The following is a 24,771-nucleotide window of genomic DNA, read 5'->3' as shown; positions in this document are numbered from 1 at the left end:
GTCAAACCTCAAACGTGCGCGGCGCGACGACCTGTTCCATCAGGTCATTGTTCCATTCGCCATCCACCACAAAATGCGCGGTCGCGCCCAGGATCGATGCTTCGATCAGGTTGTGGTTGACGTAGGCATAAACGCCGGGCTGCTCGAACTTGTACATCGCCGCCATCGCGGTACCGCCGCGCACAAACCATGTCTCGACGCCAGTCAGCGGCGGCTCGGCAAAGCCTGTCTCCCAGACGTAATCACCGTGACCGCCGATCAGGTGTGGGCGGCTGTCGCGATTTGACTGATTGTGGATCATCAGGACCGTTTTACCCACGGCTGAGCGCAACGCTCTGGTTCCGGTCAGCGCACCAACGGCGCCGTTGAACACCGAATGCGTCGGGATCAGCGTGCGCATCGCCTCAAGCGATTCTGCATAGTCGTCGCCGGCGTTGGCGTAAGTCTTGAACGTACCGTCGGCATTCTTGGGCAGGTAGTAGTCCTGCTCGCCGATATAGGCGATATCGTCATAGGGCAGGGCGTTGCCGTCCTTGTCCTTTAGCCCGTCGCGGGGCAGCACCATGACGGCGCCGTTCATGCCGTGGCAGACGTGATATGGGATCATCGCACCGCCGGGGGCGCAGTGATAGGTAAAGCATCCCGGCTTGGTCGCCTTGAAGCGCAGCACGGTTTCCTCGCCCGGATAGATATGGGTCAGCGCACCGCCACCCAGCGCGCCAGTGGAGGCGTGAAAGTCGATGTTATGCTCCAAGGTATTGCGGCCACGGCTTTTGAGGGTCAATTCGATATAGTCGTTCTGATGCACGATGATCAGCGGTCCGGGAACCGAGCCGTTATAGGTCATCGCCCAGATCGATGCGCCTGTATCCTCGTCGACCACCATCAGGCGCTCGTCTACGACGAGTTCGACCTCGACGATCTTGGGCGCGCCTGTGGCCACCTGTTCATGCTGAGGCGCGAAAGGTGGGCGAACCATCTTTTGCTGGACGCGCTCTACGCCCGACAGATCTGCAGGCTCCGCACGGTCTATCTGCTGTTGCTGCACGCGGATGACTTTGGGGTCTGGTATGGTCATCCGCGGCGGGGGCGTGGCAGCACGGGCAACCATGCCAGCAGTCGCCATGGTGCCCGTCAGGGCGGCGGCGCCCGCAAGGGCAGTGCCGCGAAGCATATTGCGGCGCCCCGGTGATTGCAGTTTGTCGTCGGCCGAATGTGTCATGTCGAACTCCTCAGGTGTGCGGTGCGGCGGCCGTTGGCCGCCTGCACCAATCAAGTCAAAAGGTGCTGCGCTCTATTTGCTGGCAAGCTCTTCTTCAAAACGCTTCTTGGCGTTTTTGGGCAGGCGTCCTTCCAGAAATTCGGCAGGCACGTCCTGATCGCCGACCGCGATGGTCATAACCATGCCCATGGCAAAGTGCGGAGCGCATTTGACGCCGTAGTATCCCGGTGCGTCCAGCGTCACTTCGATCTCTTCATTAATCTTGCCTTTGAACGCCTCGGCGCCTTCGGGCATCATTCCGTCAATGCTTTCGGCGTTATGCCCCTTGTCCTCGGCGATGAATTTGACGGTGTCGCCGGGCGCGATCTGGATAAAGCCTGGCTCGAAAACCATCATGCCAGCCTCGCCCTTGTTCAGCATGTGAACTTCGACGGTTTCGGCATATGCCGCACCTGACGTCAAAAGAGCTACGGCTACGGCTGAACTTACTTTGAAAAACATTGCGTTTCCTTTCGATTTCAATTTGTCTTGTGCGCATCTAATCGCCCAAGTGGCCGCGCTACGTTGCGCCATCGCAAGCTTTCAACGAGCGAGGGTGCGCATCAGTAGAAGGGGTGTTATGGAACAGAGCAGTATTTCAGCGCGTTACGACAAAAACGGGCGACACCGGCCGGAGCGAACACAAATTGCGCAAACTTGACGAGAGCCTGTTGACCCACCTCGCGCCCTTTTCGGCGCTGACGAAAGGGGAGATCCGCGAGATTCTGGATCAGGCCACTTCGCACCGCTACGTTGCGGGCGAAGCAGTATTTGAGCAAAGCGCGCCCGCAGACCGGTTTTTTCTGCTGCTTGATGGCTATATTCGCGTCGTGCGCATGACGCCTGACGGCGATCATGTGACAATGATGCACATTCCTGCCGGCCAGTTGTTTGGCATCGCCAAGGCATTGGGGCACACACACTATCCCGCCAGCGCAGTCTGCGCGTCCGAGACTATTGCGCTGGCGTGGCCCATGCGTCTGTGGTCCGAGTTCGAGCAGCGCTATACCGGATTTTCCACCGCAAACCAGCAAATGGTCGGCAGACGGCTGAACGAGCTGCATGACCGTGTCGTGGAAATGGCGACCCAGCAGGTCGAGCAGCGCATCGCGAATGCTTTGGTGCGCCTGATCAAACAGACAGGTCGCAAGACTGACAGTGGGATCGAGGTTGATTTCCCGATCACGCGGCAGGACCTGTCGGAAATTACCGGCACGACACTGCATACTGTCAGCCGGTTGCTGAGCGCTTGGGAAAAGCGCGGTATTGTCGAAAGCCGCCGCAAGCGGATTGTTGTTAGCCAGCCTGACCAACTGATCGTCATGGCAGAGACCACTGCGCAGCGATAGCTTTGCCGCGCGTTTGTGATGCCGCCTCAGCAGTCGGTCTTTCTAAAAAATCACCCATAACCTGATCGTCAAATCGGGCTGAACTTTGCGTTTGCGCAATCTTCGTTGATCCGCGCCCCGTTAGCTTGAACGGGACTGCAACCAATCAATGGAGGCCCCGGCATGGCCGAGTTCCTGACCAAGTCGCGGGCGCGCAATATCTTCTACGGCGGGTCGATTTTCTTCGTCGTCGTATTCCTTGCGCTAACCGTACAAAGCCACCGCTATGTGGTGTCCACATCGACGGCCGGCATGCCGCTGACCGAAGAGGTCGCGCACGGCAAGCGCGTGTGGGAGCGTAACAGCTGCATCAACTGCCATACGCTGCACGGGGAGGGGGCCTATTTTGCACCCGAACTGGGCAACGTCATGACCCGCTGGGGCGTGCAGGACGATCCCGAAGGCGCGTTCGAGATGATGGACGGCTGGATCGAGGCACAGCCCAGCGGCATCGAAGGCCGCCGCCAGATGCCATATTTTAAGCTGACCGAAGAGGACAAGCGCGGGCTGGCAGAATTTCTGCGCTGGGCCGACCAAACCGACACGCAGGGCTGGCCGCCCAATGACGCAGGTTAAGGGATCAAAGACATGAAATATCAATCACAACAGGTCGCGTATGCTTACTTCGTCTGCGCTATGGCGCTCTTTGCTGTGCAGGTTTTGGGCGGACTGACGATTGGGTGGATCTACGTCCAGCCGAATTTTCTGGCCGAGACATTTCCTTTTCACATCATTCGCATGATCCACACCAACGCGCTCATCGTCTGGCTGCTGCTGGGCTTTTTCGGTGCCGCCTACTTTATGGTGCCCGAAGAATCCGAGCGCGAGATTTGGTCGGTCAAGCTGGCCTATATCCAACTGGCGTTGATGATGATCGGCACGCTGGGGGCCGTGGGCAGCTATCTGATGGGCATCCACGGCGGGCGCGAGTTTCTGGAGCAACCCCTGTGGGTCAAGTTCGGCATCCTCGTCGCCGCGTTGATATTCCTTTTCAATATCTCGATGACAGTCCTGGCGGGGCGCAAGACTGCCGTAACCGGCGTTCTGCTGATGGGCCTGTGGCTGTTGTCGCTGCTATGGGTGTTTGCCTTTATCAACCCCGAAAACCTGAGCTTGGACAAGATGTACTGGTGGTTTGTCGTCCACCTGTGGGTCGAGGCAACGTGGGAGCTGGTGATGGCTGCGATCCTCGCCTTCCTGCTGCTCAAGTTGACGGGGGTTGACCGCGAAGTGATCGAGAAATGGCTCTATGTCATCGTCGCGACCGCGCTCTTTACAGGCATCCTTGGCACCGGGCACCATTTTTACTGGATCGGCCTGCCGGGCTATTGGCAATGGATCGGGACAATCTTTGGCACGCTCGAAATCGTGCCGTTCTTTTTGATGATGTCCTTTGCGTTCGTCATGGTCTGGAAGGGGCGGCGCAACCATCCCAACAAGGCGGCGCTGCTATGGTCGCTGGGCTCTGCCACCGTTGCGTTCTTTGGCGCAGGCGTGTGGGGCGTGCTGCATAACATGCACGGCGTGAACTTCTACAGCCACGGCACGCAGATCACGGCGGCGCATGGCCACCTTGCCTTCTACGGCGCCTATGTGGCGATGAACCTAGCGATCATAACCTATGCGATGCCACTGCTGCGGGGCCGCGAGCCCTATAACCAAGTGCTGAACATGGGATCCTTCTGGTTGATGACGGGGGGCATGGCGTTCATGACCTTTACCCTGACATTCGCGGGCGTGATCCAGACGCACATGCAGCGGGTGCTGGGCTACTATTACATGGAAGTGCAGGACGGCCTGACCTTGTTCTACGTCATGCGGTTCACGGCCGGTATCGCCGTGGTGCTGGGCGCGCTTTTGTTCATTTACTCCGTGTTGGTGGTGCGCCGCCGCGAGGTGGTCGCGCCGGGCGCCGCCAATCCGGCCCCTGCTAAATCTGACCCGGTTCCGGGAGAATGAAAATGAATTCCCACAGCCACCACATGCCACGCATTCCTTACTATGCCGCGACGGGCAATGAGTGCGCGCTATTCGATGCCGCACATGAAAAAACATTGCCGCTGCTGCTGAAGGGGCCAACAGGCTGCGGCAAAACCCGCTTTGTCGAGCATATGGCCGCGCGGTCCGGCCGAAAGCTGTATACCGTGGCCTGCCATGACGATCTGTCAGCCGCTGACCTGATCGGGCGCTACCTGCTGCGCGGGGGCGAGACGGAATGGGTTGACGGCCCGCTGACCCGCGCGGTGCGTGAGGGGGCCATTTGCTATCTTGATGAGGTCGTCGAGGCCCGCAAGGACGTTATCGTGGTGCTTCACCCTCTGACCGACACCCGCCGCACCCTGATGATCGACCGTACTGGCGAAGAGCTGATTGCGCCCCCCGGTTTCATGCTGATCGCCAGCTATAATCCGGGCTATCAAAACGTGCTGAAACGGATGAAGCCATCGACCCGGCAACGGTTTCTGGCAGTCACCTTCGATTTTCCCGATCCCGAGACGGAAATTGCCGTGGTTGCGCAAGAAAGCGGGCTTGAGGCGGGCCGTGTTGCCCCCCTCGTGCGCTTGGGCGGCCATATCCGCAACTTGTCTGGTATGGATCTGGAGGAGGGCGTATCGACCCGGCTGCTGATCTATGCCGCCACGCTGATCGCCGGCGGCATGGGCGTGGATCGGGCGCTGGAGGCCGCAGTGATTGAGCCGCTGACCGATGATGTCGACGTCCAGATCGCCCTGCGCGATCTGGTCACGACGATCTACGGCTAACGTCATGGCACTGCGCCCCCTCGACCTGATGGACCCCGAAGAGGCCGTCGGCAACATCTGGCACGACTATGCGGTCGGGATCGGCGCGCAAACTTCATATCCGGATGAGGCCGCCACGCTCGCGGACGTGCGCCCCAGCCTGGCGATGATGTTTCGCGCATTGGGCGGCACGGCGGGCGCCGAGCTTTCTGAGGCGCCCGCCGTGGTTGCCCGCCATCGCAGACCGCATATTCGCAAGCTGGCGACCGAGCGGGATAAGGTCTATTTGCCCAGCTTTGACGGGGAGCGGTTGCGCCTGCCGCCAATGATCGACGTCTTTCCCTCTTGCGCCCTGAACCGGGCTGCGTATTTCTGGCAGGTCGCTCTGGCAGCACTATGCGACCCAGCCGCTCTTGAGACGTGCGGCGAGCCAGGTGTTCAGCGCGACCTTGCCGCTATCCGTGCAAACCTATCGGCGGGCGCACGTGCCTTTGCGGCCTGTCCCGGTTTGCGCGACAGCTATGCCGCGATGGCCGCCCATACCCTCGCAGCGCGCCCGAATGTTCGCCTGCCCGCGCCCGAACTAGCAGTTGAGCGTGCCCTGCGCGACGGGCTGGCGGGCGGCACCGCGCACCAGATAGACAGCACTGCCTCATCGCAGCGGTACATGCCATTCGCGCCGGTGCCAATGTGGCTGGACTTTGGCCGCGCAGGCAGTGGCAGCGCGCCCGATGATCCGCAGGACGACGCGGCTAACGCGCCCCAAGCTGTCGCTACGACCACCCGCAAGATGGGCGCGCGCCAGTCCCGCGATGAGGCCAACCGTAAGGACAGCTTTATTCTGCACAGGTTCGAGTCGATCCTGTCATGGGTGGAATCGATGAACCTCAATCGTTCGATCCATGATGATGACGATGAGAACGCCCAGAAGGCGGCAGAGGATCAGGACGACATCACCCTGTCGAAAAACGATCGGCGCGCCGCGACACGTCTGCGCCTGCATCTGGATCTGTCCCCCGCGGACGCCGACCATGAACGCCTGTCCGCCGAGCATACCTATCCTGAGTGGAACCACCGCTCGCGCAGTTACATGGTCGATCATTGCCGCGTGTTGGAGGCTGAGGCCGAGCCTGATCCGGAACGCGCCTTTGTTCCGAATGCCAAGCGCATAACAGAGGTGCGGCGCCAGTTTGAGGCATTGCGCCCCCGGCGCATTGTGCAGCCCCGCCAGATTGATGGGGACGAGCTGGATCTTGACGCAGCGATCGCGACCCAGATTGAGCTGCGTGCGACGGGGCGCTGCGACGACCGCGTTTTTCAATCTGCGCGCCAAACTCAGCGGGATCTGGCGGTGGCCTTTTTGATCGACACATCGCGTTCTACCGAATCCGCCGTGGGCGATACCTGCGTTATTGACGTGGCGCGCGATGCGCTGGCGGCCCTTGCGGGTGGGATTGATGCGGCAGGTGACCGTCTGGGTATCTGGGGGTTTTCGTCTCTCCGCCGGGACAGGGTCTTTGTGACGCGTTGCAAGGCGTTTGACGAGAAGATGAGCGGCGCGATCATCGACAATATCTGCGCGCTAAAACCCGGCCATTATACCCGGCTGGGCGCTGCAATCCGCCACGTCAGCGCGCAACTTGCCGCGCAGCCCGCCGCACGAAAATTGCTGATCGTGCTGACCGATGGCAAGCCCAATGATCTGGACCATTACGAGGGGCAGCATGGCATCGAGGATAGCCATATGGCCGTCGCGGAGGCGCGCCGCGCTGGCCAGACTCTGCACGGGATCATCATCGACGAGGACGGACAAGACTGGTTCGCGCGCATCTTTGGGCGCGGCGGGTTTCATCTTCTGCCCCGGCCCGAGCGTCTGACCCGCGTGCTGCCAGACATTTACCGCACCCTGACACAGGAGACATGACATGCGCCGTATCTTATGCACAATCGCCGTCTTTCTTCCGGCCACGGCCTCCGCGGCAGGATTTGACCGCCCAATCCCGCAAGCGCAGTCTGCGACGGCAGAATGGTGGTTTTTCGCCGCCTCCCTGGCGCTTCTTGGGGCACTGCTGGCGGTGTTCCTTTTGGTGAGGCGCCGGTGACGCCGCCCGGCTGGCCGGTCTGGAAGATAGCGCTCGCCCTATATCCTTTTGGTGCAGGTGCTGCCGCGATTAACTTGTTCTTTGCCGGCCTCATAGCGCCTTGGTTCGGCCTGCCAGTAATACCTCCGGTGCCGGCAGTCATAGGCGGCTGCGTGCTAGGCGTTCCGGTGACGTGGTTTTTCGCGCGCCATATCAGATCGCTTATGACCCGCGCTGACGCCCGGCCCGACGATTACGGCTAGGAATTCGCGGCAGGGTTTGGTTCCGATGTGGGGCAAAGGGCGAGACGAAAATCTCAGCCCCGTTTGCCGTGCGTCTTTGGGGCCTTGTTGCCGCGGGGACCAGACTGAACGGGGGTATTGGACTGGTTCTCCTCCAGCAGCTTGCGCCATCGATCAAGCCGCGCCGGATCCATCGTTCCGGCGGCTATTGCAGCCTGCACTGCGCAGCGCGGTTCGTGAGCATGGGTGCAATCGCGAAAGTGGCAATTGGGCGCAAGTTCGACAATCTCGGCAAACAGCACGTCGAGGCCAGCCGACATGTCGCTGACATGCAGCGTTCGTATGCCGGGGGTGTCGATCACCCAGCCGCCGCCGTGGATCATATGAAGCGAGCGCGAGGTGGTTGTGTGCCGCCCCTTGGCATCCGCCTCGCGAATAGGGCCTGTCGGCTGCGCGTCCTCGGGCGCCTTTAGCGACAGGGTGTTCAGCAGCGTCGACTTGCCCACGCCCGACGATCCAACCAGCGCGACGGTCTGTCCGGGGCCGCACCATGAGGCCAAAGTTTGCGCTGCCTCGGGCGCGGTCGCGTTTACCGCCACAACATCCAAACCGCGTTGCAATGCTGCGGCCTGCGCCAGATAAGGCGCAGCATCCGGTGTCTGATCCAGCTTTGTCAGGACGACGACCGGGCGCGTCCCGGCCTCATTGGCAAGGGCCAGATACCGCTCTAGCCTTGCGGGATTAAAGTCGTCATTGCAGGACGTCACGATGAAGAGCGTGTCGACATTTGCCGCAATCAGTTGCGGTTGCCGACCGCCTTCGGTCCGCCGCTGCAATAGCGCGCGTCTATCCAGACGCCGGACAAGCATATGCGTTTCTGGCTCTACAAGCACCCAATCACCCACGGCGAAATCAGTCGTTGCGGCATGGGCGGGAAGGCTGAGGCGCGCGGGGCCGGTTTCGGATTCTGCCGTCAGCCTGCTCCGGTGGACGGTTGCGATCCGCATCCGCGCTAACGGGGCCTCATCGGGGTCCAGTTGGCCTTCGAAATACTCCGACCAGCCAAGGGCTGCCAAGGACACTGATACCTGATCTGATGAATGAGCCATGACTGCCGGAATGGCCGCGAGTTCGCCCTATTGCAAGCGTTTCCTCGCGGGATGGGCATGGCCTGCGGCAACCTAGCGGTGCGGTCTATCCGATAACGGTCGGTTGCCGGCAGGGAAGGATGGCAATTCGGCCTCGCACTCGTAGCGCGCCTGAAATGGCTGCCTATGGCACTAGATTGGACGCAAATAGGCCCACGAGACATAGCCATAGGCACCGCGCGCAGGCATCATCGAGACTTTGCACCAACGGGTGCCGCCTGTCCGCTCGCAACTTTTAACGCGCAAGACGGTTCCGTTCGGCAGGCCTGCGATGATGCTGAAGCCTGTTCCCGGCCCTGCACGCAATTTCAACATGTCGTCTGCTTCAACGCCAGCGACCTCGTAAACACCAGCCGGATTGTGTCTTGCAGTGTCGCAGCCTGAAACGGCCGTTAGCACACCTACTGCGAGCGCGGCAAAGATGGCTTTGCGCATTGTTTTCTCCTGTTTTCTGCCTCGGCCTCATTCTACGCCGTTGCGCCCGTCGCAGGCAACCGGGCAGCGTGTGAATTCAGACTGCCCAATGGACTTTGGGCATAGCCGCAAACCGCCAGAGTGCGGGGGGCATGCGCGACACTAATGGGGGAGCGCCCTGTAAAAGTGGCCAAGTCACCGAAAAATTGAGTAACGCCCCGGTCCTTGCGCCGCGAGGATCAGCAAGCCCCCTGCAATTGCCCAATTTTTGATCATGATCGACACCTGCCAAGGATCAGCGCGGAGTTGCCAGTGAAACCAACTGGTGAAAATACAGTAAGCTGCCAAGACTACCGCCCAGCGACTGATCTTGGGACCGATCACCAGACAGCTTGCGGCAACCAGATTGAAGGGTGCGATCAACCAGACCAGCGCGCCGGGCAGGCCAATCGAGGTGATCATCATTTGCACGGGCGCCGGGTCCACGAATTTCTGGATTGCGCCAGCAAAGAACAGAACCGCAAGCAGAATCCGTCCTATCAGGTTTGTGACATCAGCCATTCGAGGCTCCTCTGAGGTGGGGTCGGCGGTGTACCCACACGGACGACTGGCCGCGCGCCCCGAAGTGGTGGCATTGATGGCAAGGGTGCGCAACATTCGCCTAGACTGCAACGGCCTAGCCACTTCGAAATTGCCTGATAGCACTGCGCAAAAACAGCGTGATCGATTGGCCAAAACCCAGAAAGGGTATGTCGATCTCTTTCTGGCCACGGCCCAGCGATGCGGCTATAGCTATCGCATGAATGATACCCTGCCTCCATGCCCCGAATGTTCGTCCGTCTTTACCTATCAGTTGGACGCGCTTCTCACCTGCCCGGAATGCGGCCATGAGTGGTCGCCAGAGGTGCAGGCCGACGCGTCCGCGGAGGTGCGCGACAGTGTCGGAAATGTCCTTGCGGACGGTGACACTGTGACGGTCATCAAGGATTTGAAGGTCAAGGGATCTTCGTCAGTTTTGAAAGTCGGCACCAAAGTTCGGGGAATCCGGCTGGTCGCTGGCGATCATGATATTGACTGCAAGATACCTAAGTTCGGACAGATGAGCCTGAAATCCCAGTTCGTAAAGAAGGTGGTCGAATAGGCCTGTTTCTGGGGAATTTTGGCGCTGCTGAATGACCGTGTTAGACTACACGTCACTGCTGCGCGGCAATCATGTCTCGCGCCGCGTGCTCACCTCTTACCGCGAGCGGCCTTTTCTTCCTTGGTCAGCTTGTTGTTCCAAGTGTTGTTGCTGAGGCCCAGCTCGCTCGGCAGAGGCTTGGTCTTTCCGATGCTGACTTTGCCGCCTTTGTTCAGGAACTCCTGAATAAGCGCATCATCCGTGGTATTTTTGGGGACATGTTTCATCGCAAGAGTCATAGCCGATGGGCCGCGTCTATGTCACGCACCTTTTGAAAGAACTCGCACGGCTGGCCTACATTTCGGCAGACCCGGCATCGCGTTGCGTGCCGGGTTCCGTGGGCGCTGATAGCGTTTGCTACGCTGCGCAACGCATTGTGCAAACAACCCGGGACGCGTGCGACGTTTCCTGCAATGGCCATTTTACCAACCCAAATGTAAAAGGATTGGCAAAGCACGCCCGATGGACAATCGTGCATACCCTATGCGATCACGTCACTGTGATGTTCGGACGCCGCATTCAGCCAGTTAAGCAGCCGCCAGATGCTGCGCGCAATACCAAAGGGATCGAGACAGGACATGACTGGGCGAAATGGCAATCTGATCCAGAATGATCCCGGCGCCCGGCAGGCGCCCGAGGCGAGCGTGGAAGACGGCGCCCTGATTTTGTCGGGCACCCTTGTGATCGAAAATATTGCAACGCTGCGCCATGATGCCAAGGGTGCGAGTGCCATCGATATATCGAATGTCCGCCATATGGATACGGCGGGCGCATGGTATGTCGTCGATATGCAGCAGCGCATTGCAGAAGGCGGCGACGTCCCCATCACTGGCGCCAGCGAGGCCCAAACTCAGTTAATCGACACTGTCCGCCGTAACATGCCCCCCAAGGGGAGCGCCCGGACCAAACGCCGCACTTTGCCAGACCGCATAGAGGCGCTGGGGCGGCGCGCGTCAGAGGCCGGAAAGGTCGCGGTGGAACTGATCAGCTTTCTGGGCCAGGTGATTGCGGCGATGGGCGGTATCTTTATCCGCCCGCGCCGCCTGCGCCTGACGTCGCTGGTGCATCACATGCAGGAGGTCGGCTGGAACGCGATCCCCATCGTGGCGCTGATGTCGTTCCTGATCGGCGTTGTCCTTGCCTTTCAGGGGTCGGTCCAACTGCGCCAATTCGGGGCCGAGGTTTTTGTTGTCGATCTGATCGCCATTGCGGTGCTGCGCGAGCTGGGGATCTTGCTGACCTCAATCGTTGTCGCGGGCCGGTCGGGGTCGGCCTATACCGCCGCTATCGGATCAATGAAAATGCGCGAAGAGGTGGACGCGATGCGCACCCTTGGCCTCGACCCGATAGATATTTTGGTGGTGCCGCGCGTTCTTGCGCTGATGCTAATGTTACCGGTCCTTGGTTTGATCTCGGACATATCGGGGTTGGTGGGCGGCGCTATGATGTCGTGGATTGAACTGGGAGTGTCGCCTGCCGTATTCCAGTCGCGGCTGGTGGCAAATACGGATGTCTGGCACTTTTTTGTCGGCATTATAAAGGCGCCGTTCTTTGCGCTGATCATCGGCATTATCGGCTGTTACGAGGGGCTCAAAGTGGGTGGAAACGCGGAATCTCTGGGACGACTGACATCGACCTCGGTGGTGCTGTCGATATTTATGGTGATCGTGGCCGACGCGCTTTTCTCTGTCGTATTCGCGTTGATAGGTATATGATGAAGAACGCAGTGCAAGCTGCTGACGCCCCTATCATAAAGGTGCGCGGCTTGGGCAAATCCTTTGGTAGCCATGTGGTGCATGAGGGCCTGGATTTGGACGTGCGCCGGGGCGAGATCATTGGCATCGTCGGCGGATCTGGCACTGGCAAATCGGTGCTTCTGCAACAGATCGTCGGCCTGCTGACCCCCGATGCGGGCAGCATTGAGGTATTCGGCGAAAGCGTGCAGAGCAAATCGGCCGATGAATACCGCCAACTACGCCGCCGCTGGGGCGTGATGTTTCAGGACGGTGCGCTGTTTTCATCCCTGACCGTGCGCCAGAATGTCGAGGCACCTATGCGCGAGCAGTTGGACCTGCCCGAAAATCTGCGCGAGACGCTGGCGGGGATCAAGGTGCGCATGGTCGGCCTGGAGGAGGTCGCGCAAACCAAATACCCGTCCGAGTTGTCGGGCGGCATGCGCAAGCGGGCAGGGTTCGCGCGCGCCATCGCGCTCGACCCTGAGATTGTGTTTCTGGACGAGCCGACGGCAGGGCTGGACCCTATTGGCGCGGCGGCCTTTGATATTCTTATTCGCCAGCTTCAGGCAGCCTTGGGGCTGACGGTATTTCTGGTCACGCATGATCTGGATTCGCTACATGCGATTTGCGACCGTATCGCCGTGCTGGCCGAGAAAAAGGTGTTGGCGGTGGGCACGATGGCCGAATTGATGAAGGTGGATCACCCGTGGGTCCATGAATATTTCCACGGTCCCCGCGCGCGGGCGGCTTTGGGCAATGATGAAAAGGTGTAGTGATGGAAACCCGTGCGAATTATATCCTGATCGGCGCCTTCACGCTGCTTGGCATCATCGGCAGCCTCGCCTTTGCCGTATGGCTGTCCAGTGTTCAGCTGGACCGGCAATACGCCTACTACGCCATCCTTTTTGACGACGTGTCGGGTCTCGCTTCGTCGGGCGACGTGGTGTTCAACGGGATCGGCGTAGGCCGCGTAATTGATCTGCGCATTTACGAGACTGACCCTTCCAAGGTTTATGTCGAGATCGAGATCGATGCGACAACTCCCGTGCGTGAGGATACCGTTGCGCAGCTCAGCTCTTCCGGTGTGACGGGCGTGGCCTATATCGCGCTAAGCAACAAGAGCGCGGATGCGGCGCCTCTGATCGCGCCGGACGGCGAGTTGCCCATTATCCCTTCGCGCCGCTCGACTGTGCAGCAATTGGTCGAGGATGCGCCCGATCTGATCACCGAGGCGACCGAACTGCTGACCCGGTTTCAGAAAATTGCCGGTCCGGAAAATCAGGCCTATGTGGAAAACATCCTCAGCAATCTCAGCGAGGCGTCCGGCGGTTTGCAAAAGGCGCTGACCGATTTCTCCAGCATCACAAAGACCGTGGCCGACGCGACCACTCAGATATCTGGCTTTAGCGAGCGGCTGGAAACGCTCGGCGCCGCCGCCGAGACCACACTGGCCAATGCCGACGAGACGCTGAATTCGGCCACTGGCGCGTTTGATACGGCCAATGAGGTGATCGCCAATTCCGGCACGGCCATCGACAGCGCCGGCGCCGCCTTTGCCGAAGCTGAGACACTGATGCGCGAGCAGGTGCCGAGCATCGTGGCGCAAATATCGGACACGGTTAAGACGCTGAACGTTGCGGTCGGCGCGATCTCGGAACGCTCGGTCACCACGCTGGACGGCTTTGACGAAACCGCAGGTCTGCTTAACGCTCGGCTTAGCGAGCTGGAGACGATGCTGAACGATGCCAGCGAGGCGTTCACCGCCGTGTCCGATGCGTCGAACAGCGTTAATACACTGGTGGCGGGCGATGGAACCCAAATGGTGGCTGACGCGCGCGAGGTGCTGGCTAGCGCCAAGACTTCGATGGCCGGCATAGAGCGCGTAATCAACGAGGACGTGCCTGCCGTCACCCGCGATATCCGCAGCGCCGTGTCGAGCGCATCGGGCGCAGTGGACAAAGCCGCTGCTGATCTGGCCGGATTCACCAATCGGATGGACCCGCTGGCGACCGAAACCCGCGAAGCTGTCACAGCTGCGACTAATCTGTTTAATCGGGCGTCAGCGACGCTGGATGGTATCGACGGGTCGCTGGTATCGGCTGACCGCGCGCTAGGCGCGGCCGAGAGGGCGTTTAATAGTGCCGATGGCGCGATATCCACCGACCTCGGCCCCGTGCTGGCTGATATTCGCGCCGCGACCGACCGGATCGGCGGCGCTGCGACCCAAGTGTCCGAAGATCTGCCGCAGGTCACCACCGATCTGCGCGCTCTGATCGCCCGCGCCGACAGGGTCGTGGCGCAGGCGCAGGGCATGATCGCAGACGCCGCGCCCGGCGTCAGCAATTTCACTGGCAGCGGCCTGAACGAGCTGGGCAGGCTAAGCGCCGAGGCCCGCACGCTGGTCCAATCACTGGAACAGTTGGTGCGCCGCATCAGCAAAGATCCCGCACGCTTCCTGCTGGAGGGCCGCGTGCCAGAGTACCGTAGATGAATATCGGAGATGATTATGCAACACCTGCTTCTGACGCGCCGTCTGGCAATCCTTGGCGCTGCCGCAACCCTCGGAGGGTGCAGCGCGCTGTCGTCGCTCAATGAGGCCGCGACACCGATTGATACCTACGATCTGACGCCAGCGCCCGCCGTGGCCTCTGGTGGTGGGTCGGGCAGGACTTTGCTGGTGGCGCGCCCCGGCGCGCCTGCGGGCATCGCAACGGATAGGATCATGGTGAGGCCCGGCGCCGCCGCGATTACCTATCTGCCCGACGCCCGCTGGGCTGATGAGCTGCCAACGGTGGTGCAATCGTTGCTGGTACGCTCCATCGCCGGGACTGGCCGGATGGGCTATGTCGGCCCCAGCGAGGGCGGCCCGGTCCCTGATCTGGCCCTTCTGGCCCGCATCGACAATTTTGAAGTGGATGTAGCGGGCGGGCCCGTCACGGCGCGTGTCGATATTAGCCTGACACTTCTGCGCGACCGCGATCAAAGCGTGATTAGAACGCGCGCCTTTCGCAATCAGGCGACCGCAGCGAGCGATCAACCGGCAGATGTTGTCGCGGCGTTTCAGGCTATCCTAAACACCCTTCTGCCTGAAATGGCGCGCTGGGCGACGTGAGGCTAGGCAGAACTGTCTTAGCGCTTGTATGCTCGCCTGCGGGCTGTATTTTGCGGATTGATAACAGGAGGCGTCATGGTCGCTATAACACCCCGCAAACCGACCGAGCGTAAGCGGGGGTCGGGCGTTCAGTTCATCTATGGAGTGCTGCGCGACGAGATCCTCAATCTGACGCTTGCACCGGGCAGCCCTATTGATGAGGTGCAGCTATCTGAGCGGCTGTCGATGTCGCGTACCCCCATTCGCGAAGCGTTGGTGCGGCTGGCGGGCGAGGGGCTGGTGACGACGCTGCCAAACCGCTCGACAGTGGTTTCGAACATTGATTTTCTCAATCTTCATACGTTTTTTGACGCGATCACGCTAATGTACCGCGTCACGACCCGGCTTGCGGCTGAGTATCACACAGACGCCGATCTGGTGGCGATCCGCGCGCGGCAGTCCGAATTTGCGCAGGCTGTCGCAGCGCAGGACGCGCTGGGCATGATCGGCACGAACCGCGAGTTTCACGCCGCCATCGCCGCCGCCGGGCGCAACCCCTATTACGAGGGGCTTTTTTTGCGGCTGCTGGATGAAGGGCGGCGCCTGTTGCGGCTGTATTACTCGTCCTTCGACGACCAGTTGCCCATGCGCTACGTGACCGAGCATGACGAGATTATCGCCGCAATCGAGGCCAGCGATGTAGAGACCTGCGACCGGCTGGCCAAGGCCCATGCGGACCAAATCACGACACAGATACGCACGATGATCGCGGTCGACCGGCGCAAAGACATCGCCCTGTAACGTCCTGCGACGCGATGCGCTAATTGGCGGGGGTGCTGCATGCGCGGAATTTGTGTCGACAAATAATATACAAGTGATATCTTGGCGCCGATTCCAACGCTCGCGCCGATCTCTGGCGTGCGCCTGACAGGGTCCAGGCCCACCCCGATTCACAAGGAGACGACTATGACCGCCAGCATTTTCTCGGGTACGATTCCCGCTCTGATGACGCCATGCAAGGCAGACCGCAGCCCCGATTTCGACGCGCTGGTGCGCAAGGGGCGCGAGTTGATTGATCTGGGCATGCGCGGCGTGGTCTATTGCGGCTCTATGGGCGACTGGCCCTTGCTGACGGACGATCATCGGATGGAGGGCGTGGCCAAGCTGGTTGAGGCAGGCGTGCCTGTCGTCGTTGGCACCGGCGCGGTCAACACGGCCATTGCGGTCCAGCATGCGGCGCACGCGCAAAAAGTTGGCGCAGCCGGCCTCATGGTTATCCCGCGCGTTCTGTCGCGGGGCATCTCGCCCACCGCGCAGCGCAACCACTTCAAGGCAATCCTGTCGGCTGCGCCCGATCTGCCGTCGGTCATCTATAACAGCCCCTATTACGGCTTTGCGACCAAGGCGGATCTCTTCTTTGCGCTGCGGGCCGAGCATAAGAACCTCGTCGGGTTCAAGGAATTCGGCGGCGCCGACGATTTGCGCTATGCCGCAGAGAGCATCACCAGTGGCGGCGATGACGTCACGCTGATGATCGGCGTTGACACAAACGTCGTGCACGGCTTTGTCAATTGCGGCGCAGCGGGCGCGATCACCGGCATTGGTAACGTGCTGCCCCGCGAGGTGCTGCATCTGGTGGCCCTCAGCCAAGCCGCCGCCAAGGGCGATGTCGCCGCGCGCAAGCATGCCGCCGAGTTGGATGAGGCCATGGGCGTGTTGTCGTCCTTCGACGAGGGCCCCGATCTGGTGCTGTATTACAAGCATATGATGGTGCTGAACGGCGATGACGCCTACAAGCTGCACTTCAACGATGATGACGCCCTGTCAGACAGCCAGCGCGGCTATGTCGAGGCACAGCTCAAGCTGTTCCGCACATGGTATGCTGAGTGGAGCCAGCAGCCCAGCGTTGCGGGCAAGTAAACGCCCGAACTGCCGAGGCCCTAAAATGAAACGGCCCTTCCAGCGATGGAGGGGCCCTTTTTCATTTCATACAGCGGCGTCCATGCCGTTTTCATGCAGACGGTCCAGTCGGGCGATCTCCTCGGCGGTGAGGGTAATGCCATCGGCCATCGCGGCCTTGCGCGCGGCAAACCGGCGCTGCGATGGCAGGCGTGCGCCCTGGCCTAGAATAGCGGCAAACAACGTCTCGGCCCGCGCCATCGGATCGCCAGCACGGCCTGCCGCAAATCGCGTAGGATCGAAGGCAAGGATCAATTCGCCATGCCCCGGGAGCAGGGTAAAGCTGCCCAGCCTGTCCAGCGCTTCGCGGCTGGTTAAATCGCCTATCATGATGCCTGCCAGCAATTCGATCATCGTGGCAATAGCTGACCCCTTGTGCCCGCCGAAGGGCAGCATCGCGCCATCAAGGGCGGCGGCCGGATCGGTGGTCGGCGCGCCCGAGGCATCCATCGCCCAACCTTCGGGCAGGGGGGTCCCAGCGCGGCGGTGAAGCTCAATTTCGCCGCGTGCCGCGACGCTGGTGGCAAAGTCGAACACATAGGGATCGGCCCCCTCACGCGGCCAGCCAAAGGCAAAGGGGTTGGTGCCCATCAGCGCCTCCGTGCCCCCAGCGGGGGCGACGCTGGAATAGCTGGGACACATCGCCATCGCGGCTAGGCCATTTGCGGCCAGCGCCTCGATTTCGGGCCAGAGTGCGGCAAAATGTGTGCAATCGTTGATGACCAGCGCGGCGATGCCCAAATCTTTGGCGCGCTGGGCAAGCACGGGCGCGCCCAGCTCGAACGCTGCGTTGGAGAAGCCGCCGTTAGCTGCGACGCGCACGATTGCGCCGTCCTCGGGCATTAACTCCGGAACGGCGTCCAGTGTGACCTTGCCGGCCTGCATTGTGCGCAGGCAGCCGTCAATGCGGTAGATACCGTGGGATTTGCATGCGTCCCGCTCGCCCGCTGCAATGGTGCGGCCGACCGCATCCGATTGCAGCGAAGTAAGGCCCGCACGCTGAAAGATTTGCGACACGCGCGCGGACAGGTCTGTATAGCTCATCGTGGTGTCGGTCATGGGGGCCTCGCCGGTTTGTGGTGGTTGCGCTCTTGCATACACACTGTATGCATATAGGTATCAATTCAAGGGGGCGGATGCCGCCCCGCCATTCAGATTTACGGAGCATGATATGACTTTCACACCGCACGGAAAACACCTGATCGCTGGCGAGTGGGTTGCAGGCACCTCCACCTTCAAATCGGAGCCTGCGCATGGCCCTGCACATGACTACTCTGTCGGAGCGCCTGAACTGGTCGACCGCGCTGTGCAAGCCGCCGAGGATGCGTTTGATGCCTATGCGGCTACCAGCCGAGGCGCCCGTGCCGATTTTCTTGACGCCATAGCCGAAGAGATCGAGGCGCGCGGTGCGGACATCACCGAGATCGGTACGCAGGAAACCGGCCTGCCCGAAGGACGGCTAGAAGGTGAGCGTGGGCGCACCGCTGGCCAGATGCGCCTCTTTGCCAATCACATTCGCGATGGTGCTTATCTGGACCGCCGCCATGACGCCGCCATGCCGGATCGTGCGCCCGCGCCGCGCCCCGATCTGGTGATGATGCAGCGACCCATCGGACCAGTTGCTGTCTTTGGCGCGTCCAACTTCCCGCTGGCGTTTTCGGTTGCCGGCGGCGACACGGCGGCTGCGCTGGCCGCTGGCTGCCCTGTTGTGGTCAAAGGCCACTCAGCCCACCCCGGTACTGGCGAAATCGTGGCCGAGGCGATCAAGGCCGCCGCCGCGCGCACGGGCATGCCCGCCGGAGTATTCTCGCTGATTCAAGGCGGCGATCGCAAGGTCGGGCAGGCCATCGTTCAGCACCCACTGATCAAGGCCGTCGGCTTCACCGGCTCGCTTGGTGGGGGCCGCGCGCTCTTTGACCTGTGTGCGCAGCGCCCCGAACCCATCCCGTTCTTTGGTGAGTTGGGGTCGGTTAACCCGATGTTCGTATTGGCCGAGGCTGCAGAGGCGCGCGCCGAGGAGATGGGCGCAGGCTGGGCCGGATCGCTGACGATGGGGGCGGGGCAGTTCTGCACCAACCCGGGCATCGCTGTAATCGTCGATGGCGGCGCCGCAGACCGTTTCGTCACCGCCGCCGCCGAGGCGCTGGAGGGCGTCGCGCCGCAGGTCATGCTGACCGATGGCATCGCGGGCGCCTTTGCCGAAGGGCGCAGCCGCGTCGCTGGCGCGCAAGACGTGCAACCTGTTCAGGTGGCCGAGGCTGAGGGCCGCACCGCCGCACCGGCGCTCTACCAGACCACGGCGCAGGCATTTCTGGCCAATCCCGAGCTGCATCACGAGGTGTTTGGACCCTTGGGGCTGGTCGTGCGCGCTGCGTCTCAGGATGAGGCGCTGCAAATCGCACGCGGGCTAGAGGGCCAGCTGACAGTGACGCTGCACATGGATGACGACGACATGGACGCCGCCCGCGCCCTGCGCCCAGTGCTGGAGCGTAAGGCCGGCCGCGTGCTGGTCAACGGCTTTCCCACCGGGGTCGAGGTAACGGATACGATGGTGCATGGCGGACCATACCCCGCCAGCACCAATTTCGGCGCGACCAGCGTCGGCACCTTGTCGATCCGCCGCTTCCTTCGCCCGGTCTGCTATCAGAACATGCCGGCCGGGCTGCTGCCCGAAAGCCTTGAGGATTAATCGCCTCACAGGCATCGATTCTACTTAGTAAAGGCGGCGCGCAACATTTTGCGCGCCGTTCTTCTCTTTGCCTATCTGGCTGAAATGTAATTTGTAACAACAGCCTATCTTATGCTTCATCACCATTCTTATTTTTTGTATTTTATTTGTCGACACGATTATCATCTGTCTTGTAGTCTCATTCCCAAGCTGCGGCGAACCTGACCGCGGCGCGATTCAACAACAGGAGTGATACATTGACCCTTTCCCTTAAATCCGTGGCCATTGCCGGCGCGCTGTCGCTGGCCGCAAGCACCGCTATGGCGCAGGACGTCACCTGGCGAGTGCCCACATCCGTCCCCGAAGGCTCGCCCTTCTACGTCAACTTTCTCGAGCGTTTTGCAGATAACACCGAGATGCTGACCGACGGCGCTGTTGAAATCCAGCCATTTGGTGCGGGCATCCTTGTGCCGGCCTTGCAGGTCTATGACGGCGTGCGCGATGGCATCACCGAGGCCGGGCATTCCACGCCCAGCTATCTGGTCAACCAGAACCCGATCAATGCTATCTTTTCCGGCTTTCCCGGCGGCATGGGCCCCGAGGCTTATGTCACATGGATCTACGAGGGCGGCGGCAAGGATCTGCTACAGGAGATCCGCAGCGAGGACGGCTTCAAGTCGCTTATCGTCGGCATCGGCGCGTCCGAGATCATGGCACACGCCAACAAGCCGATCCGCACCGCCGAAGACCTGAAGGGTCTGAAATATCGCACGTCGGGTCCTTGGGCCGAAGTGATGAAGGACTATTTCGGCGCCGTTCCAACGGTCGTCCCCCCTGGCGAGATTTATACCCTGCTAGAGCGTAAGGGTGTCGACGCAATCGAGTGGGCCACCCCATCGGCCAACTTGCCCGAAGGTTTTCACGAGGCCGCGCCCTACATCATCACACCCGGTGTTCATCAGCCGACGTTCCTGTGGGAAGTCGTGGTCAAGCAGGAGACGTGGGACGCGCTGGACGACGCGCTGAAGCCCAAGCTGGAGGCAGCCGCCGAGCTGACGACCCTGCAGTCGCTGATGAATTTCTACGATGGCGACATGAAGGCGATGGAGACTTTCCGCGCCTCCAAGGCCGAAGTGATCGAGCTGGACGCCGCGTTCCAGGACGAGCTTGAGGCAGCCGGTATCGACTGGATCAAGAAGAAGGCCGAGGCCGAGAAGGCTGAGGGCCGTCCGCGCATGTCCGAAATGCTGGCCGAATACCTCGCCTACGAGGATCGCTGGACGGCGCAAAGTGGATACCTGATCCGGAACGGCAACTAAGCGCATGGGAGCGATCATGAAGCGGACCTTTCTGGCGGTGGCCGACGGAATTTCAGCCACCTTGGGATATCTCGCGCAAGCGATGGTCCTGATCTTGATCGCCTCCATGCTATACGAAGTGGTGGCGCGCTATGCTTTTGGCGCGCCAACCCTCTGGGCGTTCGATATCGCCTACATGAGCACCGGGATACTCTTTGTTCTGGGCGCTGCGCAGGTGCTGCGCGTCGACGGACATGTGCGCATTGACTTCCTGTCCGCAAAAATGCCGCGACGGGTGCGCGGGACGATAGATGGCATCGCCTTTTTGTTCGTTCTATGCCCGATTTTCGCCCGGTTAGCTTGGATCGGGGGGGAGCGGACCCTGCGCGCCTTTAACACCGGCGAGGTTGAGCATGTCAGTCCTTGGGCGCCGCTTATGTGGCCATTCTATACAGCGCTGACCATTGGCCTCGCTGCGCTGGCGCTGCAACTGGCGGCGGCAGGTATCCGAGCATTTACGAACCCGCCCGCCGATGACAGCTTCAGGATCGAGACCTGATATGGAAATCGCAGCACTAATGTTTCCCGCGCTCTTCGCGCTGATCCTCCTGGGCATCCCGGTCGCGTTTTCGCTGACCATCGTGGCGGTGGGCGCGGGGCTAATGGCCTTTGGCGACGTGGCGTTTAATCAGCTATACGGATCGTTCTACTCAGCCTCGACGAATTTCATCCTGTCGGCCATTCCGATGTTTATCCTTATGGGCGCGTTGCTTGAGCGGTCGGGAATAGCCGAGCGGCTGTTCAATGTTATGAACATGTGGCTGGGCCGTCTGCCCGGTGGCCTCGCGCTGGCGACGATTGCGATGGGCGCGATATTTGCAGCCTCGGCCGGCGTCGTCGGCGCGGTCGAGGTGATGATCGGCCTGATGGCGATCCCTGCGATGCAGCGGGCGCGATACGGCAACTCCCTGATCGCTGGCACGATCTGCGCTGGCGGATCGCTGGGCACGATGATTCCGCCATCTGTTATCGCGGTGATGTACGCGTCCCTTGCCCAGATTTCGGTGGGCAAGCTGATGGCGGGCATGATGCTGCCCGCCATGGTCATGGTCGTGCTGTTCCTCGGATATATCTACCTTCAGGGCCGCCTGAACCCGGTTGAGCCGCATCTGGACGGTCCCGAACCTGACGATATCCCCCTGCGCGAGAAATTGATCGCGACGGCCACTGTCCTGATCCCCGTTTTCGGCCTGATACTCGCGGTCCTCGGCTCGATCCTTGCTGGTATCGCCTCGCCGACCGAGGCGGCGGCAGTGGGCGCGGCAGGGGCGTTGCTTCTCTGCATCGCGAACGGGCGGTTCAGCCTTGCCGTGCTGCACGAATCGCTGACAATTACGGTTCGGATCTCAGCGATGATCCTGCTGATCGTCGCGGCGGGCACGATGTTTATGGGCGCATTCGCGGCAAATGGCGGCGCGCGCCTGATCCGTGATGTCGTCGATGGCGCAGGAATGGGACCGACTGCAATGATTGTGTTCTTCCTCGCTGTTGTCTTTGTTCTTGGCTTTGTTCTGGACTGGACGGCGAACGTGCTGATCTGTGTGCCGCTATTTACGCCATTCATCCGCGAAGCGGGCATTGATCCGGTCTGGTTTGCGGTGCTGGTTCTGATTGTAATCCAGACCGGCTATCTGACACCGCCAATGGCATCGTCGATCTTTTACCTCAAATCCATCGCGCCGCCGGACATGACTTACGGCCAGATGTGCCGCGGCGTGCTGCCTTTCATAGGCTTGCAGCTCCTGACGCTGGGACTGTTAGTGATATTTCCGGCGCTGGCGACATGGCTGCCGGACCGGATCGTCGGGTTTTGAGGCTAACTTGCTTAATTTTTGAAATATGCAACTTGTATTCAAGGGTTAAGTGGTATTCGTTTTAACTAGCTACCCGACTCGTCGCCACGTTGGCGGTACGGCCGGGGGCGCAACAGGGAGAATAAAAATGAAATTCATCAAATTTACAGGCGCGCTGGTTGCCGCCGCGCTGGTGGCACCGGCCGCAAGCGCTGACAAGCTGGACGACATCATCGCTTCGGGCACGCTGCGCTGCGCAGTTGTGCTGGACTTTCCGCCCATGGGCTCGCGCGATGCCAACAACGAGCCGATCGGCTTTGACGTTGACTATTGCAACGATCTGGCCAAAGCGCTGGACGTGACCGCCGAAATCGTCGAGACACCGTTCCCCGACCGCATCCCGGCGCTGGTCTCGGGCCGCGCTGACGTGGGCATCGCATCGACTTCGGACACGCTGGAGCGGGCGCGCACCGTCGGCTTCACGATTCCTTACTTCGCGTTCACATTTAATGTGGTGACGAATGCAGATGCTGGCCTTCAAACCTATGAGGATCTGGCGGACCGCACCGTCGGCTCGGTCGCAGGCACCTATGAGGCGATCCGTCTGGAAGAGGACATCAAGAAGTGGGACAAAGGCGGCTCCTTCCGCTCGTATCAGAGCCAGGCAGACGTGTTCCTTGCCCTGTCGCAAGGGCAGATCGACGCGACCACAGTGACCTCCACCGTTGCGTCGGCCATCGTTCAGGGCGGCAAGTACGAGGGTCTCAGCATGACCGGCGAGGCACCCTATGACGTCGATTACGTGGGTCTGATCGCGCTGCGTCAGGAGTACGGCCTGCTGAACTACCTTGACCTGTTCGTGAACCAGCAGGTTCGCACGGGCCGCTACCAAGAACTGTACGAGCAGTATATCGGTGGCGACGCGCCCCGCCTGACCGTCGACAAGGTCTATTACTGATTGCAGCAGGGCGGGGGGCCGCGTGCCCCCCGTCTGACTACTTCTAATCCAGCCCCACCGACCAGCCCCCGACGCCGGAGCGCGCATGTTCGAATATACATTCCAATGGCGACAGGCCTTTCGCGCCCTCCCGCAGATGCTGGAGGGCGCATTGGTCACGATGCAAATCTCCCTTTTGTCGATGGCGCTGGGCATCACGATCGCTGTGCTGCTGGCAGTGGGGCGAAATTCGAGGTCGGTCTGGCTGCGCGCGCCTGCGACCGCTTGGGTCGAAGTGGCGCGCAACACGCCCGCTCTGTTTCAGATTTACATGGCGCATTTCGGCCTTGGATCGTTTGGTATCTACCTAAGCCCGTTCGTCGCGCTGTTGGCCGGGATCACGTTTAACAACGCCGGCTACCTCTGCGAGACGTTTCGCGGTGCGCTGCGCGCTATTCCCGATACTCAAATGCGCGCGGGCCGCTCGCTGGGTATGGGGCAGGCCAAGGCGTTTCGGCTGATCGTCGCGCCGCAGATGTTCCGCATCGCGTTTCTGCCGACGACGAACCAGATGGTCTGGGCCATTCTGATGACGTCGCTGGGCGTCACGGTGGGCATGAACACCGACCTGACTGGCGTCACGCAGGCCCTGAATTCGCGCACCTTCCGCACGTTCGAATTGTTCGCGCTGGCGGGTGTTGTTTACTACTGCATTGCCAAGGCGGTGATGCTGGGCGCGCGTCTGCTCGCCTGGCGTCTCTTCCGGTATTGAGG

At 60.9% G+C, this 24,771-nt stretch carries 26 protein-coding genes; 19 read left to right on the top strand and 7 right to left on the bottom strand.

Annotated elements, in window-relative coordinates; all coding sequences use genetic code 11:
* Position 1: 1 nt before the first annotated feature.
* Both nirK and MK6180000_RS10355 read right to left on the bottom strand, forming a co-directional pair.
* Complete coding sequence (gene nirK, locus MK6180000_RS10360; protein ID WP_138934666.1) at positions 2-1,222, bottom strand: copper-containing nitrite reductase; 1,221 nt, start codon at positions 1,220-1,222, stop codon at positions 2-4.
* 72 nt (positions 1,223-1,294) lie between these two features.
* Entirely contained in the window at positions 1,295-1,723 is a 429-nt protein-coding gene (locus tag MK6180000_RS10355) for a pseudoazurin (protein ID WP_138934665.1), read from the bottom strand.
* Positions 1,724-1,908: 185 nt separating this feature from the next.
* Here MK6180000_RS10355 and MK6180000_RS10350 point away from each other — a divergent pair, with 185 nt between their 5' ends.
* The 6 genes from MK6180000_RS10350 to MK6180000_RS10325 all read left to right on the top strand — a co-directional run bounded on the left by MK6180000_RS10350 (position 1,909) and on the right by MK6180000_RS10325 (position 7,734).
* The gene (locus MK6180000_RS10350; protein WP_138934664.1) at positions 1,909-2,610 is read left to right on the top strand and encodes a Crp/Fnr family transcriptional regulator; all 702 of its coding nucleotides are present in this window, start codon (positions 1,909-1,911) and stop codon (positions 2,608-2,610) included.
* Between the two features lie 162 nt (positions 2,611-2,772).
* Positions 2,773-3,225 carry a c-type cytochrome gene (locus MK6180000_RS10345; protein ID WP_138934663.1) on the top strand — a complete coding sequence of 151 codons (453 nt, stop codon included), beginning with the start codon at positions 2,773-2,775 and terminating at the stop codon, positions 3,223-3,225.
* A 12-nt stretch (positions 3,226-3,237) separates the two neighbouring features.
* A complete protein-coding gene (locus MK6180000_RS10340) occupies positions 3,238-4,608 on the top strand; it encodes a cbb3-type cytochrome c oxidase subunit I (RefSeq protein ID WP_138934662.1) in 1,371 nt (456 codons plus the stop codon).
* Positions 4,609-4,610: 2 nt separating this feature from the next.
* Positions 4,611-5,411 (top strand): CbbQ/NirQ/NorQ/GpvN family protein, encoded by an 801-nt coding sequence (locus MK6180000_RS10335; protein ID WP_138934661.1) that lies wholly within the window; start codon positions 4,611-4,613, stop codon positions 5,409-5,411.
* A 4-nt stretch (positions 5,412-5,415) separates the two neighbouring features.
* On the top strand, positions 5,416-7,314 hold the full coding sequence (locus tag MK6180000_RS10330) for a nitric oxide reductase activation protein NorD (protein ID WP_138934660.1): 1,899 nt from the start codon (positions 5,416-5,418) through the stop codon (positions 7,312-7,314).
* 102 nt (positions 7,315-7,416) lie between these two features.
* Entirely contained in the window at positions 7,417-7,734 is a 318-nt protein-coding gene (locus MK6180000_RS10325) for an NnrT protein (RefSeq protein ID WP_342777714.1), read from the top strand.
* A gap of 53 nt (positions 7,735-7,787) precedes the next feature.
* On the opposite strand, the gene rsgA is transcribed toward MK6180000_RS10325, so the two are convergent.
* The 3 genes from rsgA to MK6180000_RS10310 all read right to left on the bottom strand — a co-directional run bounded on the left by rsgA (position 7,788) and on the right by MK6180000_RS10310 (position 9,836).
* Positions 7,788-8,822, bottom strand: coding sequence for a ribosome small subunit-dependent GTPase A (rsgA, locus tag MK6180000_RS10320; protein ID WP_138934658.1), 1,035 nt, complete (start codon positions 8,820-8,822; stop codon positions 7,788-7,790).
* Positions 8,823-8,993: 171 nt separating this feature from the next.
* Complete coding sequence (locus MK6180000_RS10315) at positions 8,994-9,296, bottom strand: SH3 domain-containing protein (protein ID WP_138934657.1); 303 nt, start codon at positions 9,294-9,296, stop codon at positions 8,994-8,996.
* A gap of 174 nt (positions 9,297-9,470) precedes the next feature.
* Positions 9,471-9,836 carry a DoxX family protein gene (locus tag MK6180000_RS10310; RefSeq protein WP_138934656.1) on the bottom strand — a complete coding sequence of 122 codons (366 nt, stop codon included), beginning with the start codon at positions 9,834-9,836 and terminating at the stop codon, positions 9,471-9,473.
* Positions 9,837-10,074: 238 nt separating this feature from the next.
* Between MK6180000_RS10310 and MK6180000_RS10305 the strand changes: the two genes are divergently transcribed.
* Complete coding sequence (locus MK6180000_RS10305; protein WP_138936446.1) at positions 10,075-10,416, top strand: zinc ribbon domain-containing protein YjdM; 342 nt, start codon at positions 10,075-10,077, stop codon at positions 10,414-10,416.
* 89 nt (positions 10,417-10,505) lie between these two features.
* Here the strand turns inward: MK6180000_RS10305 and MK6180000_RS20310 are convergent, their stop codons facing one another.
* Positions 10,506-10,682: a hypothetical protein gene (locus tag MK6180000_RS20310; RefSeq protein ID WP_171054591.1), complete on the bottom strand. Its 177-nt coding sequence runs from the start codon at positions 10,680-10,682 to the stop codon at positions 10,506-10,508.
* Between the two features lie 351 nt (positions 10,683-11,033).
* On the opposite strand from MK6180000_RS20310, the gene MK6180000_RS10300 reads away from it, so the two are divergent.
* The 6 genes from MK6180000_RS10300 to MK6180000_RS10275 all read left to right on the top strand — a co-directional run bounded on the left by MK6180000_RS10300 (position 11,034) and on the right by MK6180000_RS10275 (position 17,202).
* On the top strand, positions 11,034-12,170 hold the full coding sequence (locus MK6180000_RS10300; RefSeq protein WP_138934655.1) for an ABC transporter permease: 1,137 nt from the start codon (positions 11,034-11,036) through the stop codon (positions 12,168-12,170).
* Positions 12,167-12,964, top strand: a complete 798-nt coding sequence (locus tag MK6180000_RS10295; RefSeq protein ID WP_138934654.1) for an ABC transporter ATP-binding protein — start codon at positions 12,167-12,169, stop codon at positions 12,962-12,964. Before MK6180000_RS10300 ends, MK6180000_RS10295 begins: the two co-directional genes overlap by 4 nt.
* Before the next feature lie 2 nt (positions 12,965-12,966).
* A complete protein-coding gene (locus tag MK6180000_RS10290; protein ID WP_138934653.1) occupies positions 12,967-14,682 on the top strand; it encodes an MlaD family protein in 1,716 nt (571 codons plus the stop codon).
* 15 nt (positions 14,683-14,697) lie between these two features.
* Positions 14,698-15,303 (top strand): ABC-type transport auxiliary lipoprotein family protein, encoded by a 606-nt coding sequence (locus tag MK6180000_RS10285; RefSeq protein WP_138934652.1) that lies wholly within the window; start codon positions 14,698-14,700, stop codon positions 15,301-15,303.
* A 75-nt stretch (positions 15,304-15,378) separates the two neighbouring features.
* Positions 15,379-16,083: a GntR family transcriptional regulator gene (locus MK6180000_RS10280; protein ID WP_138934651.1), complete on the top strand. Its 705-nt coding sequence runs from the start codon at positions 15,379-15,381 to the stop codon at positions 16,081-16,083.
* Between the two features lie 165 nt (positions 16,084-16,248).
* Complete coding sequence (locus MK6180000_RS10275) at positions 16,249-17,202, top strand: dihydrodipicolinate synthase family protein (RefSeq protein WP_138934650.1); 954 nt, start codon at positions 16,249-16,251, stop codon at positions 17,200-17,202.
* Positions 17,203-17,268: 66 nt separating this feature from the next.
* Here MK6180000_RS10275 and MK6180000_RS10270 read toward each other — a convergent pair whose 3' ends face one another.
* Positions 17,269-18,300, bottom strand: a complete 1,032-nt coding sequence (locus MK6180000_RS10270) for an Ldh family oxidoreductase (RefSeq protein ID WP_138934649.1) — start codon at positions 18,298-18,300, stop codon at positions 17,269-17,271.
* A gap of 112 nt (positions 18,301-18,412) precedes the next feature.
* Here MK6180000_RS10270 and MK6180000_RS10265 point away from each other — a divergent pair, with 112 nt between their 5' ends.
* From MK6180000_RS10265 to MK6180000_RS10240, 6 genes are all read left to right on the top strand, one after another.
* Positions 18,413-19,930, top strand: coding sequence for an aldehyde dehydrogenase (NADP(+)) (locus tag MK6180000_RS10265; RefSeq protein WP_138934648.1), 1,518 nt, complete (start codon positions 18,413-18,415; stop codon positions 19,928-19,930).
* 236 nt (positions 19,931-20,166) lie between these two features.
* Positions 20,167-21,228, top strand: a complete 1,062-nt coding sequence (gene dctP, locus MK6180000_RS10260; RefSeq protein ID WP_138934647.1) for a TRAP transporter substrate-binding protein DctP — start codon at positions 20,167-20,169, stop codon at positions 21,226-21,228.
* A gap of 16 nt (positions 21,229-21,244) precedes the next feature.
* Positions 21,245-21,766: a TRAP transporter small permease subunit gene (locus tag MK6180000_RS10255; protein ID WP_138934646.1), complete on the top strand. Its 522-nt coding sequence runs from the start codon at positions 21,245-21,247 to the stop codon at positions 21,764-21,766.
* Position 21,767: 1 nt separating this feature from the next.
* Positions 21,768-23,081: a TRAP transporter large permease gene (locus tag MK6180000_RS10250; protein ID WP_138934645.1), complete on the top strand. Its 1,314-nt coding sequence runs from the start codon at positions 21,768-21,770 to the stop codon at positions 23,079-23,081.
* Between the two features lie 127 nt (positions 23,082-23,208).
* Positions 23,209-24,018 carry an ABC transporter substrate-binding protein gene (locus tag MK6180000_RS10245; RefSeq protein WP_138934644.1) on the top strand — a complete coding sequence of 270 codons (810 nt, stop codon included), beginning with the start codon at positions 23,209-23,211 and terminating at the stop codon, positions 24,016-24,018.
* A gap of 85 nt (positions 24,019-24,103) precedes the next feature.
* Positions 24,104-24,769, top strand: a complete 666-nt coding sequence (locus MK6180000_RS10240; RefSeq protein ID WP_138934643.1) for an amino acid ABC transporter permease — start codon at positions 24,104-24,106, stop codon at positions 24,767-24,769.
* Positions 24,770-24,771: the final 2 nt, after the last annotated feature.

The organism is Roseovarius arcticus (genome assembly GCF_006125015.1).
Taxonomy (GTDB): Bacteria; Pseudomonadota; Alphaproteobacteria; order Rhodobacterales; family Rhodobacteraceae; genus Roseovarius; species Roseovarius arcticus.
The sequence above is the reverse complement of the archived record's forward strand: the minus strand, read 5'-3'. Positions and strand labels throughout refer to the sequence as shown.

What these genes read in the sequence shown, in the direction of transcription:
- nirK (WP_138934666.1), bottom strand. Translation starts at nt 1,222, where the DNA reads ATGACACATTCGGCCGACGACAAACTGCAATCACCGGGGCGCCGCAAT.
- MK6180000_RS10355 (WP_138934665.1), bottom strand. Translation starts at nt 1,723, where the DNA reads ATGTTTTTCAAAGTAAGTTCAGCCGTAGCCGTAGCTCTTTTGACGTCA.
- MK6180000_RS10345 (WP_138934663.1), top strand. Translation starts at nt 2,773, where the DNA reads ATGGCCGAGTTCCTGACCAAGTCGCGGGCGCGCAATATCTTCTACGGC.
- MK6180000_RS10340 (WP_138934662.1), top strand. Translation starts at nt 3,238, where the DNA reads ATGAAATATCAATCACAACAGGTCGCGTATGCTTACTTCGTCTGCGCT.
- MK6180000_RS10335 (WP_138934661.1), top strand. Translation starts at nt 4,611, where the DNA reads ATGAATTCCCACAGCCACCACATGCCACGCATTCCTTACTATGCCGCG.
- MK6180000_RS10330 (WP_138934660.1), top strand. Translation starts at nt 5,416, where the DNA reads ATGGCACTGCGCCCCCTCGACCTGATGGACCCCGAAGAGGCCGTCGGC.
- MK6180000_RS10325 (WP_342777714.1), top strand. Translation starts at nt 7,417, where the DNA reads ATGGTGGTTTTTCGCCGCCTCCCTGGCGCTTCTTGGGGCACTGCTGGC.
- rsgA (WP_138934658.1), bottom strand. Translation starts at nt 8,822, where the DNA reads ATGGCTCATTCATCAGATCAGGTATCAGTGTCCTTGGCAGCCCTTGGC.
- MK6180000_RS10315 (WP_138934657.1), bottom strand. Translation starts at nt 9,296, where the DNA reads ATGCGCAAAGCCATCTTTGCCGCGCTCGCAGTAGGTGTGCTAACGGCC.
- MK6180000_RS10310 (WP_138934656.1), bottom strand. Translation starts at nt 9,836, where the DNA reads ATGGCTGATGTCACAAACCTGATAGGACGGATTCTGCTTGCGGTTCTG.
- MK6180000_RS10305 (WP_138936446.1), top strand. Translation starts at nt 10,075, where the DNA reads ATGAATGATACCCTGCCTCCATGCCCCGAATGTTCGTCCGTCTTTACC.
- MK6180000_RS20310 (WP_171054591.1), bottom strand. Translation starts at nt 10,682, where the DNA reads ATGAAACATGTCCCCAAAAATACCACGGATGATGCGCTTATTCAGGAG.
- MK6180000_RS10300 (WP_138934655.1), top strand. Translation starts at nt 11,034, where the DNA reads ATGACTGGGCGAAATGGCAATCTGATCCAGAATGATCCCGGCGCCCGG.
- MK6180000_RS10295 (WP_138934654.1), top strand. Translation starts at nt 12,167, where the DNA reads ATGATGAAGAACGCAGTGCAAGCTGCTGACGCCCCTATCATAAAGGTG.
- MK6180000_RS10290 (WP_138934653.1), top strand. Translation starts at nt 12,967, where the DNA reads ATGGAAACCCGTGCGAATTATATCCTGATCGGCGCCTTCACGCTGCTT.
- MK6180000_RS10285 (WP_138934652.1), top strand. Translation starts at nt 14,698, where the DNA reads ATGCAACACCTGCTTCTGACGCGCCGTCTGGCAATCCTTGGCGCTGCC.
- MK6180000_RS10280 (WP_138934651.1), top strand. Translation starts at nt 15,379, where the DNA reads ATGGTCGCTATAACACCCCGCAAACCGACCGAGCGTAAGCGGGGGTCG.
- MK6180000_RS10275 (WP_138934650.1), top strand. Translation starts at nt 16,249, where the DNA reads ATGACCGCCAGCATTTTCTCGGGTACGATTCCCGCTCTGATGACGCCA.
- MK6180000_RS10270 (WP_138934649.1), bottom strand. Translation starts at nt 18,300, where the DNA reads ATGACCGACACCACGATGAGCTATACAGACCTGTCCGCGCGCGTGTCG.
- MK6180000_RS10265 (WP_138934648.1), top strand. Translation starts at nt 18,413, where the DNA reads ATGACTTTCACACCGCACGGAAAACACCTGATCGCTGGCGAGTGGGTT.
- MK6180000_RS10255 (WP_138934646.1), top strand. Translation starts at nt 21,245, where the DNA reads ATGAAGCGGACCTTTCTGGCGGTGGCCGACGGAATTTCAGCCACCTTG.
- MK6180000_RS10250 (WP_138934645.1), top strand. Translation starts at nt 21,768, where the DNA reads ATGGAAATCGCAGCACTAATGTTTCCCGCGCTCTTCGCGCTGATCCTC.
- MK6180000_RS10245 (WP_138934644.1), top strand. Translation starts at nt 23,209, where the DNA reads ATGAAATTCATCAAATTTACAGGCGCGCTGGTTGCCGCCGCGCTGGTG.
- MK6180000_RS10240 (WP_138934643.1), top strand. Translation starts at nt 24,104, where the DNA reads ATGTTCGAATATACATTCCAATGGCGACAGGCCTTTCGCGCCCTCCCG.